This is a genomic window from Liquorilactobacillus vini DSM 20605 (assembly GCF_000255495.1).
In the GTDB taxonomy this organism is placed as follows: Bacteria; Bacillota; Bacilli; order Lactobacillales; family Lactobacillaceae; genus Liquorilactobacillus; species Liquorilactobacillus vini.
Map to the genome: position 1 here is coordinate 1 of NZ_AHYZ01000016.1, position 12,959 is coordinate 12,959.

A 12,959-nucleotide genomic window follows, 5' to 3' on the forward strand; every position below is an offset into this window, starting at 1 on the left:
GAATATAATATTAGTAAGATATATATATTCAATAATTTGAGTAGGATGAAAGCAATATGAAACTAGGATATGTTAGGGTTTCTTCACGAGATCAAAATTTGGAGCGTCAAATAGTTCAACTAAAAAAAATTCCAGTAGACAAAATTTTCGCTGAAAAAAAGTCTGGTAAGAACATTGAAAATAGGATTGAACTTATCAGGCTTATAAATAAAATCAAAAAAAATGATATCGTTTACGTTACTAGCTTAGATCGCTTAGGTCGAAATGCAGAAGATTTAACTGAAATCATTCAAACTATCAGAAAAAAAGGCGCTTCGTTACAAAGCCTTGATTTACCAGACTTTTCTGCTGTTCCTGATCCTAACTTGCGAAATATGTTAACCGATATTTTAATTACTGTTTTTAAATTCCAAGCACAAAGTGAACGTGAACGAATTCGTGAACGTCAAAAACAAGGAATAGCACTAGCAAAAAAAGAGGAGTTTACAAGGGAAAACCAATTCTATATGGTGCAAACTCACCAGATCCTCAAAAAAGGGCAATTTACTTTGCCTTAAAAAAAGATTTATCTAAGGGCTGCACAATTAGATCATTAGCTACCAAATATGGTGTCAGTTTAGGAACTATTTGTCGAATTAAAAAAGAATCATAATTTTAACTTGAAGTTGGTTACTAAAACGGATTCGTTGAATCCCTTAAGTTTAGTAGCTTTTTTTTCTGCAAAAAACATTCATTAAATATTAAAACAAATTGTTTTTTTGCTTCGAATGAACTATAATTATTTATACTAACTTCAAAAGTTATTTTCACTAAAAAAATTATAATAATCTAGTTTTTTTGATTTTGGGGGAATTAAATTTTGAGCATTGAAAAAATATCTAATCTTCAATATTTACAGAATTACTATCCTTCTTCTTCAGCAACAACTGCTAAGGAAACTTTTAGTAATCTACTTAATGATAAATTAAATGCTGATAAAACTTCAACCATAACTGCAAAATGGGGAAATACCGTCTGGGGGCTCGCTCAAACTTATCATACCGATGTTAACTCGATTGCAAAATTAAATAATCTATCCAATCCTAATTATATTCAAGTCGGACAAAAATTGACGATTCCAGATAATCAAACTTTGGATTCAAATACTACGACGGATTCTTCGCAAACAAATTTAGCTGCTACAAATTTGGAGACTGCCTCCAGCAACCAGGCTACGGCAAGTGCTAACAATGATACTAGTTCAACAAATGATGATACCGGTCTTTCAAAAGCTGAATCAGATGCTAAAGCATATATTGTTCAACATGAATCCGGTGGAAATTATAATGCACGCAACGGGAAGTATATTGGCAAGTACCAGTTAGATGAGTCATATCTAAATGGTGATTACTCAGCTGCTAATCAAGACAAAGTTGCAGCTCAATATGTTTCACAACGTTATGGCAGTTGGGTAAATGCCATGAAGCATTGGGAAACATATCATTGGTATTAAAATTTTTCATAACTTTTACAAGTTCGGAAAATTCAAAAGCTGATGGGCTTGCTTTTCTTTTTAGTTTTTTAACAAATTTATTTTGATACGCATAAAGAAGAATAAGGATTTGCTTGACACAAGCAGATTCTCATTCTTAGGAATAAATTATCTTAAATTCTTAACCTTCTCAACCAACTGAAACTTATAATGATACCGAATCCAATTATCCATTGTCACAGCTTGTACATGATTTTTTTTAGCAGAATACTATCAAATCTTGCAATTTCACGGGTCGTAACGCCTTTAGAATAAAGCTAAATGATTATTGTTTTTAAAGCATCTTGGCGACGAGAATAAGCCAGAAGCAAGGGATTATGAAATTGACCCTGACGATTACATTGTACAGCAATCTTCAACTTGCTATCTTCAGAGTCAATTAAATGATCTGACTGACCATTACAAGGATTACCTGACTTAAAGCCGTTGCGGTCATCAGGATCATAACCAAACAAAGCTGTTAGTTCAGCTTGCAAGATCTGCTTAATAGCTGTTTCGAGTTGTTGACGAAAAAGTTCTTTAACATCACCATTTGACCAAGCGAGTTTGGGTTAAATTTTTGGTAAACTAATCCATGGGGAATCCTTCCGTTTTGGTTTGATTTGGATGATTTAATCATCTGGGAAAGGGATTCCCTTTTCAATCGGACTTTTCCTTTGTTCTTTTACACAAACTATTTTGTACTCTCTGCACTGCGGTAAACAATACTATTGGTGATAAATTTTGAGGCAAAAGATTTTTAACTTTTAAAACAAGCCGATCACTGTTTTGATGCTGGCAAAAGCCATGAACAAAACGACCAACCAGCCAGAATAAAACAGCCAGTTGGGATGATGATAATCGCCAACGATTTTTTTATGATGGCTGGCAATCAGTAAAATAGCTAATGAAATCGGTAAAATAAAACCGTTAGCAGCACCAACAAAGACCAAGACCTGAGCTGGCGAACCAATGAAATAAAAGATAATTGTTGAAACAACAATAAAGCCAACGATCATTGCCTGATGGATTCTTTCGTAGCTGCTACCTTTGTTAACGGCATAGTCCAAGAAGGAAACGGAAGTAAACGCACAGCCGATAACAGAAGAAATCGCCGCTGCAAACAGTAAGATCCCAAAGAATTTATAACCAAAACTGCCAGCTGCAGTCTTGAAAACAGTTGCTGCCGGATTGCTAGCAGCTAATTTAACACCAGTCGTAACAACTGCCAAGCATGCTAAAAACAGTAAAATTCTGACGAGTGAAGCGATCCCGATTCCGGTCAAAGCACCTTCATTAGCATATTTAATGTTTTTTTCACCAATCAGTCCGCCTTCAAGAATCCGATGACCACCGGAAAAAGAAATATAGCCGCCGACAGTCCCGCCGACGATCGTAACAATCGAATAAAAATCAACTTTTGAAGGAACAAAGGTATGTTGGATGGCCGTCCCATACGGAATCTTCATGATAAATAACACATAAATCAAGATCCCTAAAACGATCACTGCCAAAATTTGAACGGTCCGATCCATCACGGTCAAAGCATTTTTAACGACAAAAATTAAAATTGCCAAAATTCCAGCAATCAAAGCACCATTTTGCGGCGAAATTCCAAAGAGCACATTCAAGCCTAAACCGGCACCACCAATATTGCCGATATTAAAAAATAACCCTCCAACTGCTACTAAGAAAGATAACACATATCCTAATCCAGGAAGAATATCATTAGCCAGTTCCTGTGCTTTTTGACCGCTGACAACGATTATGCGCCAAACATTCATCTGAACGATGATATCAAAAATAATACAAAGTAAAATTGCAAAGCCAAAGTCAGCGCCTAATTGACCAGTAAAAGTTGCGGTTTGAGTCAAAAATCCTGGGCCGACTGCTGACATCGCCATTAAAAAGGCTGCACCCATTGCAATCGACCGCGGAGAATGTGTTGGTTGCTCCAAATCAGGTATATTTAAATCTGCCTTGTTGGGTTTATCTGCCATATCAATTCCTTCTTTCTATCTTACCGATTTCAATATCTGTTGACCCAATTAAAAAGTTTGCAAAGTGATTTTGGCCTGTGTCAAAGCTTTGCGCAAGTAAGCCACAATTGCTAGTGCTGCTTGATTATCACCATGGACACAAACTGAATCGGCTTGAAGTTTAACTTTAGTTCCATCGATTGCCGTAACCGCATGTGTCTTAACCATTTCCAATACATGAGCAGCAACTTTTGGGGGATCGGTGATTACCGCATTGGCCTGACTGCGAGGCACTAAGCTGCCATCTGCTAAATAATTACGATCGCCAAAAACTTCTTGAGCATACGGCAAACTGATTTCTTGCGCTGCTTTAATCAATTCACTGCCGGCTAAACCATAAATCGGCAATTGCGGATCAACTTGCTGGATGCCTTGACAAATAGCTAAAGCCAAAGCATGATCTTTAGCTGCCATATTATACAAGGCACCATGAGGTTTAACATGATGCAACTTGTGATCTTTGGTAAAAGCCTGCAACGCACCAATTTGATACATGACCAAATGTTTGACCTCCAATGGAGTCAATTTCATTTGCCGCCGACCAAACCCTTGCAGATCTGGATAACCAGGATGTGCACCCACACCGACACCGGCCGCTTGCGCAGCAGCAACTGTTTGCGCCATCACATCTGGATCACTGGCATGAAAACCACAAGCAACATTAACTGAAGTGACTAACTTAATGACTTCCGAATCTTTTCCCAACTGATAACGCCCAAAACTTTCGCCTAAATCACTGTTTAAATCAATCTTCAACTGTGATTCCTCCTGTTTCTTATTTTCCCTAACTAAAATCCAACCACCCCCTTAAATGCAAAGATTTACTGATACTTTAAGCTAACATTTTTGACATCTGTAACTAACATATGCCCTGGTGAATGGGTGATCACAAAATCTGGTTTGGTTTGCATGATCACATTTTGCGGGGTAACGCCACAAGGCCAAAAGACCGGGACTTCACCCGGTTTGATCGTCACTGCATCACCATAATCCGAATGAGCCAGATCGCTAATCCCGATCTTAGCTGGATCACCGATTTGAATCGGCGCTCCATGGACACGCGGCATGGCAGCCGTAACTTTAACCGCCGTCACAACTTGTTCTTCCGGGATTGGCCGCATGCTGACCACCATATTTCCATGGAAACGTCCTGCTGGATCCAATGCAATGTTGGTATTATACATTGGTACATTGACTCCCTCGGTGATCTGACGGATCTCAATCCCAGCAGTGATCAGTTCGGATTCAAAGGAAAAACTGCAACCAATAATAAAACTGACCAGATCATCACGCCAATATGGTTCAACACTAGTGACTTCTTGATCTAAGACACCATGACGATAGATCCGATATTTGGGAAAATCATTAGCTAAATCAATATCAGTCGCAAAACGGTGCAATTTGCGGCTGCCGACATCACTAACTTCCAAAATTGGACAAGGTTTAGGATTACGCTGGGTAAATAACAGGAAATCATAAGCTAACTTTTTAGGTAGAATTACCAAATTAGCCTGGGTATATCCTGGTGCCAAGCCGCTAGTTTGATCGGTATATTCTCCTCGCCGGATCAGCTGCCGCAATTCAACTGGACTCAGAGAACTCAAAGCAGTTTTTAACATCAACGATTCCTCCTTTAATTAACAATTCAAAGTTTTAAACAACGAAATTTTTCAATTTTTCAAACTGAGTTGATCTAACCAATTGATGTCGGTCTTTTCAGTTTGAAAATCCGGCTCACGCAACAGTTGCAGCAAAAAATCTAAATTTGTTTGAATACCACTAATCACCGTCTCATCTAAAGCAGCTTGCATCCGCTGAATGACTTCCAGGCGGTCTTCGCCATAAGCGATGATTTTAGCAATCATCGCATCATAGTTTGGCGGGACTAAATAGCCTTGATATAAAGCCGTATCAACTCGGATTCCATAACCACCTGGCAAATGCAATCCAGTAATCTTGCCGGCTGAAAAAGCATTGATCCGACATTCTAATGCAAATCCGGTAGCCGGTTTGCTGCTGGCTGGCAAATGTTCGCCAACTGCAATTTTCAACTGCCATTTGACTAAATCGATCTGACTAGTCAATTCAGTGATCGGATGCTCGACTTGGATCCGCGTATTCATTTCCATGAAATAAAAATGCTCACTATCAGCCAATAAAAATTCGATCGTTCCCGCTCCAACATAATGAATTTTTTCAGCAGCTTGAGCAGTGACTTGTAAGATCTGCTGGCGGGTCTGCGGCAACAAGCAAACTGCCGGTGCTTCTTCGATCACTTTTTGGTGATGCTGCTGGATCGTACAGTCCCGTTCGCCAACAGCTAAGACTCTGCCATACTGATCAGCTAAGAGCTGAACTTCGATATGTCGTGGATGGGCTAAGTATTTTTCAAGATACATTTGGCCATTGCCGAAAGCATTTTGAGCTTCGTTTTGGGCCAAGGCAAATTCACGAGAAAAATCAGCTGCATTTTTAATAATTCGCATCCCTTTGCCGCCACCGCCAGCACTAGCTTTAAGCATCACGGGGAAGCCAATCTTTTTGGCCGCCGCCAAACCAGTTGCGGCATCAGTAAATTCTGCCTGACTACCGGGGATTACCGGAACGCCAGCAGCCAACATCGTTTTGCGGGCAGCTGCTTTTTCACCCATCAGATCGATCACATCAGCTGCCGGTCCGATAAAAGTCAAACCCGCTTGCTGACATTTTCTGGCAAACTCGCCATTCTCGGATAAAAAGCCATAACCAGGATGGATCGCATCGGCGTGTGTCAATTTTGCTGCCGTTAAAATCGCTGTTTGATTCAAATAGCTTTTAAGCACTGGTGCTGGTCCAATACAAACAGCTTGGTCTGCCAATTTGATATGCAAGGCAGTGGCATCAGCCGTCGAATAAACAGCCACTGTCTCTAAGTTAAGTTCACGACAAGCTCGAATGATCCGAACAGCAATTTCACCGCGATTAGCAACTAAAACTTTTTTCATTGCTTAACCCTCACTTCTGAATCTCAAATAACGGCTGATCATATTCGACTGCTGCACCGTCAGTCGCTAAAATCTTAACGACTTTACCAGCAAGCGGGCTTTTGATCTCATTCATCATCTTCATTGCCTCGATGATCCCTAGCTGTTGACCGGCTGTGACCGACGTACCAACTTTAACAAAAGGGGCCGCTTGGGGTTTTGGTGCTTGATAAAAAGTTCCAATAAAAGGCGCTTTCACAATTTCAACGTTGTTTGCTTGTGCAGCGGCAGTTTTGGTTGGAGCAGCCCGACTTAAATCAGCATTTATTACAGGATTAGTTTGCTTTTCCAAAACGATTTTTTCAGCCTGGTTTTTGATCACTAACTTAGTCAAACCAGCTTCCTCAAAAACTTTGATCAAATCATTTAAATTTGGGATCTCCATTCCAACTTCACTCCTTCAATAAGACTTCAGCGATTTATTACCATTAAATATGATTTGTCACTGAATCCTTTAGTCAAAAAGTTCAGCGATTCGCTGGCCGGCCACCTGTTGCGGACCAATTGGTAACTGATAACGGGTCGCCGAGATTTTGGTAGTTAATTTTTGCAAATCATCATACTTTTCATGCAACCGCTGAGTAGCAGCAGCTACGGAAATTGCTTGAAAACAAAACTGCTGACCGTTTTGCGCTTGAATCAATTGTTCCAGATCAGCTAGACAAACTGTCCCGATAACTGGATATCCACCTGCTGTTTGCCGATCTGCCAGTAAAACGATTGGCTGGCCGCTACGAGTGATCTGAACATTGCCCGTCACTGTTCCTTCAGACAGCATATTTTTAGCAGGTACTGGTAAAGCCGGCCCGGCCAAACGATAACCCATCCGATCAGCCTGCTGGGAAACGGTAAATGCAGCTTCTGTAAAAATTTGCTGGGCTTGAGCGGAAAAAAGCTGCCACTGTGGTCCCTTGACAAAATGAAGCACCACTTTTTTAACGGCTGGGCGAGGCGCAACCATCAACTGCCGCTGGGCGAGGCTGCTTAAGCAATAGAAAACCGCAATTGGCAAACAATCTCCGACTTGCAGGTTCCGTCCCGCTAAGCCGCCTAATTGGATCCGGCTGGTCGTAGCTCGGCTGTGCAAAATTAATGGTATTAAGATTCCACCCTTAACTGCTAAGTAGCCGAAGCGCCCAGCAGTGATCGGTTTAAAATGCAAAACCGAACCAGCCTTGACTTGATATGCTCGATTGAGTTGCAAAACCTGGCCGTCCAGCTGAGCTTGACAAGTTCCTCCCGTGATTGCAATAAAAGTCGGTCCCTTAAATTTAAGTGTTGGTCCTAAGATCATGAATTCAATGGCGGCATCTTCTGGCTGATTGCCCACCAAAAGATTAGCTAAGCGAAAAGCAAATTCATCAACTGCTCCTGAAACCGGTACACCACTTGACTGATAGCCCCAGCGGCCGGCGTCTTGAATTGAAGTAGCTAACCCTGGATTTAAAACTTCGATTGTTGAGCGCATCATTCAAGTCCACCGCTTTCTTTGACAGTTGTTTTGATCTGAAAAGTTCCTGCTTTGACCTGTCGTCTAATTGCGTGAAATTCTGCTGGCGAAATAGCTTTAAATTTTAACCAGTCACCGGCATGATAATAAGGCAACGGCGAATGGGGATCATATAATTTTAGTGGTGTCTGTCCGATCAATCGCCAACCACCAGGCGAATCAACCGGATACATTCCAGTCTGCTTGCCAGCAATCCCAACACTGCCAGCTGCGATCTTGACACGCGGTTGCTCTAAGCGCGGCATAGCGATTTGAGCAACGACAAAACCAGCATAGGCAAAGCCCGGCAAAAATCCCAGTAAATAAATATAATATAGACTACCAGTATGCAAGCGGATAACTTCAGCTGGGCTAGTTCCAGCAAACTTAGCCACATCTGCCAGATCAGGGCCATATTTGCCGCCATAACAGACTGGAATTTCCACAATCCGGCTTGAAGTGACCTGAGTGGTTGCTAAATGTGTCTGCAAAAAATCACTCAACCAGACAATGAAGTTCTCCGAATCCGTTTGAAACGGATCAAAATCAATTGTTAAAGTATGATAGGCTGGAATCAAATCAACAATTTCTGGTTTATTCATTTTTTTTATTTCATTAGCTAAAACATGGATCAGCTGATTTTGGGCAACATCGATTTTTTCGGGAAAATCAATCATCACTGCTTGCTCGCCAACTGGTACAACTTTATAATCCAATCCCATCTTGTTCACCTAAATTAGAATTTTTATTCATCAACCAAAAGTAGAATCCTACTTAAAAATTACAATTATTAAAAGTTATTAATTATAATTATACAACATGAAAAAGATCTTTACTTTTTATCCGTTAAAACTTAGGAGAAAACTTTCAAAAAAAAACAAAAACCGTTTTTAGATTAATTAAAAACAGTTTTTTTAGCATGATTTATTTTTTTTAACAATTTGCTCAGTTTTTCCAAACTTCTTTAGTCACCAAATCTTTGATCTGAGCTGCTGCAATTATAAAAATTTCTGATCGCTGATTTCGCCGGCACGATGTTTCGCCAAAGTAGTTTTTAATTTCGAAGTTCGTAAAAAGCTTCCAACAATATCATGCCGAAATGGTCCGATTTTTGCTTCATTGACTAGCGACGATATTGTCAACACAGTAATTCTAGTATCTTAAAACAGTTAATTTTTCAGATTATTGCCAGTTATAGCACAGATTCTGCGGCAACTTTTTGCTGACTCATTGATGTTGGGGTCAATAAATTGACTGCACTTGCCACCATGCGCATAACTCCCTTGGAAGCTAAGGCTGAAACCCGAGCTAATAGTAAAGGTGAATAGCGTTTGCATGGTTTGATTCCTAAATGCCTATCTAACAAATACACATGGCAACCAGTTATTTCTTCAACCAATCGCCGTTTAAAAGTTACTTCGCCAAAAAGAAACTGAATTGTTCTTTGATCTCTTCGCAGCACTTTTGCATCTGCATCTTTTACTAATTCTTGAACCAATCGCTCGAAAGAAGTTCCTAACACTTCACATAAAAAGCTCGAAAATAATCGTAAGATTTTAAGCTCTGCTTCCAATAAGTCATTTGAACTCTTTAAAATTTCCGCAATTTCTGATACAATTTCAGTCATAGAGGACCGCTCCTTCTCCTTGTTTTTTGTTGATTCAATTAGAAGGATGGCGGCCTTCTTTTTATTTGAAAACCCCTTACAGAGAAAAACTTTACACTAACAGGTATTTAACCCTATACAAGTAATGTAGTAACATGAAAACAAAGGCCCCTAGAATTTAAAAGCGAAGGGAGGTTTTTAACATGCTGCTAACTAATATCGATTGGCTGATGCGCCTCTTTGTGTCAGGAATTTGCGGCTGCTTGATCGGTTATGAAAGATCCCGACAGCGAAAAAGCGCTGGTATCCGCACACATATGGTCGTGGCGATTGCGTCCGCTTTATTCATGATCATTTCAAAATATGGGTTTGCGGATATGGTAAATATTAAAAGCATTGCACTCGACCCTTCCCGGATTGCAGCTCAAATAGTAAGCGGCATCAGTTTTATTGGTGCCGGAACGATTTTAGTCCGCAAAGATCAAGTCAGCGGACTGACAACAGCTGCCGGAGTTTGGGCTACGTCAGCAATTGGGATGGCCGAAGGAGCTGGACTTTATTCAATTGGGATTGCTGCAACTTTTCTGTTAGTCGTGATTCAGTTTGTTTTCCATGATGATTATTTTATCAATAAATTATTCAAACACATCAGGGTCCAGTTGCAAATCGTCATCATCCAGCAGCCAGCCGCAATCAATGATATCAAACACTTTTTACAAAAATATTCAACAGAGAAAATCCGTGTTCGGATAATTTCAGTAACTGAAAAAAAGATCGTTTTCAATGCTGATTTTATAATTGCTAATAAAAATGAACGGAATCAAATCATGCTTGAACTGCAGCAGAATAAGAATGTTCTGCAAATCAGCAGTCTGACCCCAAGATATTAATTAAAAAGTTTGATCGAGCAATCTTCAATCAAATACCTGTTCTTTTCGATCGATTAATAAGCCACATAAAGTCTGGAGCAAAACGATGATCATCAGCAAAATAATAACCAACGTCCAGGAATGCAGCTGAGCATAAAGTACACCGCTCAAAAACGGACCCGTTGCTGCTAGCAAATAGCCGACAGATTGAGCCATGCCAGAAACAGCCGTTGTCTGAGCCGGTGTTTTTGTTTTGAGTGAAAAAAGTGTCATTGACATCGTAAAAGCAGCATTTGTACCTAGACCAAGCAAGATACAGCTCAAAGCTTGCGACCAAATACTTTCCGAAACCAGTAAACAAATAAAACCGCCGATAAACAAGGCAAAAATCAGCCAAATCAAAGGTGCCTGTTTTGTCCGGCGACCAACAAGATTCGGCATGATCACTGACATTGGCAAAGATGCCAACTGCAATAACCCCAAAAATAAACCAGCGGAAGCCTGCGAGCGGCCCTGATCGCTTAAAATCTGCGGTAACCAAGTCAAGATCGTATAAAACAGTAATGATTGCAATCCCATAAAAAAGGTCAACGCCCAAGCTAGCGGCTGATGCCAGACACTAGCGACCTGTTTTGGTTTAGTTGCTGGCTGGCTGACAACAGCAGTTGCCGGTTCAGGATGAATCCGTCCCAAAGCTGCAATGATTAGCAAAGCCACCAGTGGCAGTAGCACGAGCCAGCAAAACAGCGAACGCCAGCCAAGAATTTTTGACAATAAGGCACTAAAGCCCGCTGTTGCAGCACTGGAAAGTGTCATTGCCAAGGTATAAATCGAAGTCATTTTCCCCAAACTTGCTGGATAATAAACAGCGACTGTCGTTGGAGCCAAAACATTTAAAAAAGCAATTGCACAGCCAAGCAATAAAGTTCCAACAATCAAAGTTGTAAAATTATAAATCCGCAGCCAAGTCCCAAGGCCTAAGATCGCCATGGCAGCAAACAAAACCGGCAGTAATTTGAAGTGCTGATACAAGCGCGGAACAAAAGGCGAAAGCAAAACACAACAGCGGGATTGTTGTCAAGCTTCCCAACAACCAGCTGGGAAGCTCAAGTGCCGTTTTTAAATCAGTTAAAATTGGTGGAACTGAGGTTAACGCTGACCGCATATTAAAACCGATCATGATCAGTAAACAGATTGGCAGACTGCGGTACCAAAAATTCATTTTTTCCTCCATGCTAGTTTCCCCCCTAAAAAAATACCGATGCCGACCGCTGTCAGCATTTATATTATATCATCTCTTTAAAAAGTGCTTTTAGTTAGTCTGCCTAATTAACTTGTTTTAACGGCAAAACTTTTTGCAGATCGGTCAGTTTAGGATACTGACCGAAGATGTTGCGGAGATGATTCAGATTGACTTTGACGTTCCATTTTAAGATGCCCTGCAATTCGCCGGCTTGATCAAAATAATAAGTCAAACTGCCCTTTTTCGAAAGCTTTTCCTGGTACATCGACAAACCGCTGGAGATCTTACCGAAAGCTTCCCAGGAAACATCAAAGACCCTACTGTAAAAATAAGGGGTGTAAGTATAGTCCGTTGGTTTGCCAGCCAGATTCTGTCCAGCAACATAACCGGATTTAGTTGCATGCATTACGTGCTCTGATTTTGTCCGGCCAAGGATCGGATCCGGATAAGAAATAATATCACCTGCCGCATAGATAGCTGGATCAGAAGCTTGCAGTTTTTCATTGACAACGACTCCATTTTCCTCAACTTTTAAATCAGCTGCAATTTTACTGCCAATATAGCCATTGCCAACAACTAAAATATGTTTATCATCGCCGCTAAAACTCCTGATTTTGCGATAATCATTTTTGGAACGTAAAGCAACATCTGATCGCTGGCTGCAACAGTTTGTCATAACCGAAAACTTGATTATCAGCTGTTGTTACTTGATGATTCTGGCAATCAATTTTAACAACGACCGTCTGTAAATAAACTTTGGCATTTTATTTTTGAGCGGTTTTAAAATTGGTGTCGGCTTCGTGAAATGAGACATCAACCCACAACTTTTTACTGAATGCCGGTCGTGCATACGGTTCAGCGACATCAGCATCGCATAATTGGCGGTTTTGAAAATTGATCCGTTTGAAGTAAGATTGATATAGTCTAATTCAGCTGAGTCCTTGACTAATAATTTCCAGTATCGCCTAAGAGCACATCAATCGCTGTTTTATTACTTGAAGGCGAACTGAATCTAGGGCCTGAAAAGCTTGAACGACGATAGGAAAATGATCAGCGTATTTGGGAAGAGTTTTTCTTAATTAAAGGTCGCTATGATGAATAAAGATCAACGGTTACGGTTTTAACAGCCATTCGAGTCTCAAAAGTGTATTTTAAGAAATAACTTCTAATTTTAGAGTGA

At 40.4% G+C, this 12,959-nt stretch carries 13 protein-coding genes and 2 pseudogenes; 3 read left to right on the forward strand and 12 right to left on the reverse strand.

The genetic code is table 11. The features are described 5' to 3' along the window. Nucleotides 1-56 precede the first annotated feature (56 nt). Nucleotides 57-652, forward strand: a pseudogene (locus ON15_RS00620) (recombinase family protein). A gap of 207 nt (nucleotides 653-859) precedes the next feature. Beyond that, nucleotides 860-1,492, forward strand: a complete 633-nt coding sequence (gene apf, locus ON15_RS00625; RefSeq protein WP_010579530.1) for an aggregation-promoting factor — start codon at nucleotides 860-862, stop codon at nucleotides 1,490-1,492. A 299-nt stretch (nucleotides 1,493-1,791) separates the two neighbouring features. Here the strand turns inward: apf and ON15_RS00630 are convergent. The 9 genes and pseudogenes from ON15_RS00630 to ON15_RS00670 form a co-directional block, all read right to left on the reverse strand. Further along, nucleotides 1,792-2,071: pseudogene (locus ON15_RS00630) on the reverse strand (transposase); the annotation flags it as partial. A gap of 206 nt (nucleotides 2,072-2,277) precedes the next feature. Next, on the reverse strand, nucleotides 2,278-3,510 hold the full coding sequence (locus tag ON15_RS00635) for an NRAMP family divalent metal transporter (protein ID WP_010579532.1): 1,233 nt from the start codon (nucleotides 3,508-3,510) through the stop codon (nucleotides 2,278-2,280). A gap of 48 nt (nucleotides 3,511-3,558) precedes the next feature. Next, nucleotides 3,559-4,305 (reverse strand): LamB/YcsF family protein, encoded by a 747-nt coding sequence (locus ON15_RS00640; RefSeq protein WP_010579533.1) that lies wholly within the window; start codon nucleotides 4,303-4,305, stop codon nucleotides 3,559-3,561. Nucleotides 4,306-4,370: 65 nt separating this feature from the next. Next, nucleotides 4,371-5,168, reverse strand: coding sequence for a putative hydro-lyase (locus ON15_RS00645; RefSeq protein ID WP_010579534.1), 798 nt, complete (start codon nucleotides 5,166-5,168; stop codon nucleotides 4,371-4,373). 51 nt (nucleotides 5,169-5,219) lie between these two features. After that, nucleotides 5,220-6,533: an acetyl-CoA carboxylase biotin carboxylase subunit gene (locus tag ON15_RS00650; RefSeq protein ID WP_010579535.1), complete on the reverse strand. Its 1,314-nt coding sequence runs from the start codon at nucleotides 6,531-6,533 to the stop codon at nucleotides 5,220-5,222. 10 nt (nucleotides 6,534-6,543) lie between these two features. After that, a complete protein-coding gene (locus tag ON15_RS00655) occupies nucleotides 6,544-6,957 on the reverse strand; it encodes an acetyl-CoA carboxylase biotin carboxyl carrier protein (protein WP_010579536.1) in 414 nt (137 codons plus the stop codon). Nucleotides 6,958-7,026: 69 nt separating this feature from the next. After that, a complete protein-coding gene (locus ON15_RS00660; RefSeq protein WP_235720408.1) occupies nucleotides 7,027-8,043 on the reverse strand; it encodes a 5-oxoprolinase subunit C family protein in 1,017 nt (338 codons plus the stop codon). Then, entirely contained in the window at nucleotides 8,040-8,783 is a 744-nt protein-coding gene (pxpB, locus tag ON15_RS00665; protein WP_010579538.1) for a 5-oxoprolinase subunit PxpB, read from the reverse strand. The genes ON15_RS00660 and pxpB overlap by 4 nt, the downstream gene beginning before the upstream one ends. Before the next feature lie 470 nt (nucleotides 8,784-9,253). Beyond that, entirely contained in the window at nucleotides 9,254-9,688 is a 435-nt protein-coding gene (locus ON15_RS00670) for a UPF0236 family transposase-like protein (protein ID WP_010579540.1), read from the reverse strand. A 182-nt stretch (nucleotides 9,689-9,870) separates the two neighbouring features. Between ON15_RS00670 and ON15_RS00675 the strand changes: the two genes are divergently transcribed. Further along, nucleotides 9,871-10,557, forward strand: coding sequence for an MgtC/SapB family protein (locus ON15_RS00675; RefSeq protein ID WP_010579541.1), 687 nt, complete (start codon nucleotides 9,871-9,873; stop codon nucleotides 10,555-10,557). 24 nt (nucleotides 10,558-10,581) lie between these two features. Here the strand turns inward: ON15_RS00675 and ON15_RS00680 are convergent, their stop codons facing one another. The 3 genes from ON15_RS00680 to ON15_RS00685 form a co-directional block, all read right to left on the reverse strand. Then, nucleotides 10,582-11,592: an MFS transporter gene (locus ON15_RS00680; protein WP_328285365.1), complete on the reverse strand. Its 1,011-nt coding sequence runs from the start codon at nucleotides 11,590-11,592 to the stop codon at nucleotides 10,582-10,584. After that, on the reverse strand, nucleotides 11,486-11,770 hold the full coding sequence (locus ON15_RS11885) for a hypothetical protein (protein ID WP_010579543.1): 285 nt from the start codon (nucleotides 11,768-11,770) through the stop codon (nucleotides 11,486-11,488). The genes ON15_RS00680 and ON15_RS11885 overlap by 107 nt, the downstream gene beginning before the upstream one ends. Before the next feature lie 91 nt (nucleotides 11,771-11,861). Further along, on the reverse strand, nucleotides 11,862-12,455 hold the full coding sequence (locus ON15_RS00685; protein ID WP_010579544.1) for an NAD(P)/FAD-dependent oxidoreductase: 594 nt from the start codon (nucleotides 12,453-12,455) through the stop codon (nucleotides 11,862-11,864). Between the last annotated feature and the right edge of the window lie 504 nt (nucleotides 12,456-12,959).

Bases quoted from the DNA above. Each gene is read 5' to 3' on its own strand.
- ON15_RS00635 (WP_010579532.1), bottom strand. From the start codon at position 3,510: ATGGCAGATAAACCCAACAAGGCAGATTTAAATATACCTGATTTGGAG.
- ON15_RS00645 (WP_010579534.1), bottom strand. From the start codon at position 5,168: ATGTTAAAAACTGCTTTGAGTTCTCTGAGTCCAGTTGAATTGCGGCAG.
- ON15_RS00650 (WP_010579535.1), bottom strand. From the start codon at position 6,533: ATGAAAAAAGTTTTAGTTGCTAATCGCGGTGAAATTGCTGTTCGGATC.
- ON15_RS00655 (WP_010579536.1), bottom strand. From the start codon at position 6,957: ATGGAGATCCCAAATTTAAATGATTTGATCAAAGTTTTTGAGGAAGCT.
- ON15_RS00660 (WP_235720408.1), bottom strand. From the start codon at position 8,043: ATGATGCGCTCAACAATCGAAGTTTTAAATCCAGGGTTAGCTACTTCA.
- pxpB (WP_010579538.1), bottom strand. From the start codon at position 8,783: ATGGGATTGGATTATAAAGTTGTACCAGTTGGCGAGCAAGCAGTGATG.
- ON15_RS00670 (WP_010579540.1), bottom strand. From the start codon at position 9,688: ATGACTGAAATTGTATCAGAAATTGCGGAAATTTTAAAGAGTTCAAAT.
- ON15_RS00675 (WP_010579541.1), top strand. From the start codon at position 9,871: ATGCTGCTAACTAATATCGATTGGCTGATGCGCCTCTTTGTGTCAGGA.
- ON15_RS11885 (WP_010579543.1), bottom strand. From the start codon at position 11,770: ATGGAGGAAAAAATGAATTTTTGGTACCGCAGTCTGCCAATCTGTTTA.
- ON15_RS00685 (WP_010579544.1), bottom strand. From the start codon at position 12,455: ATGACAAACTGTTGCAGCCAGCGATCAGATGTTGCTTTACGTTCCAAA.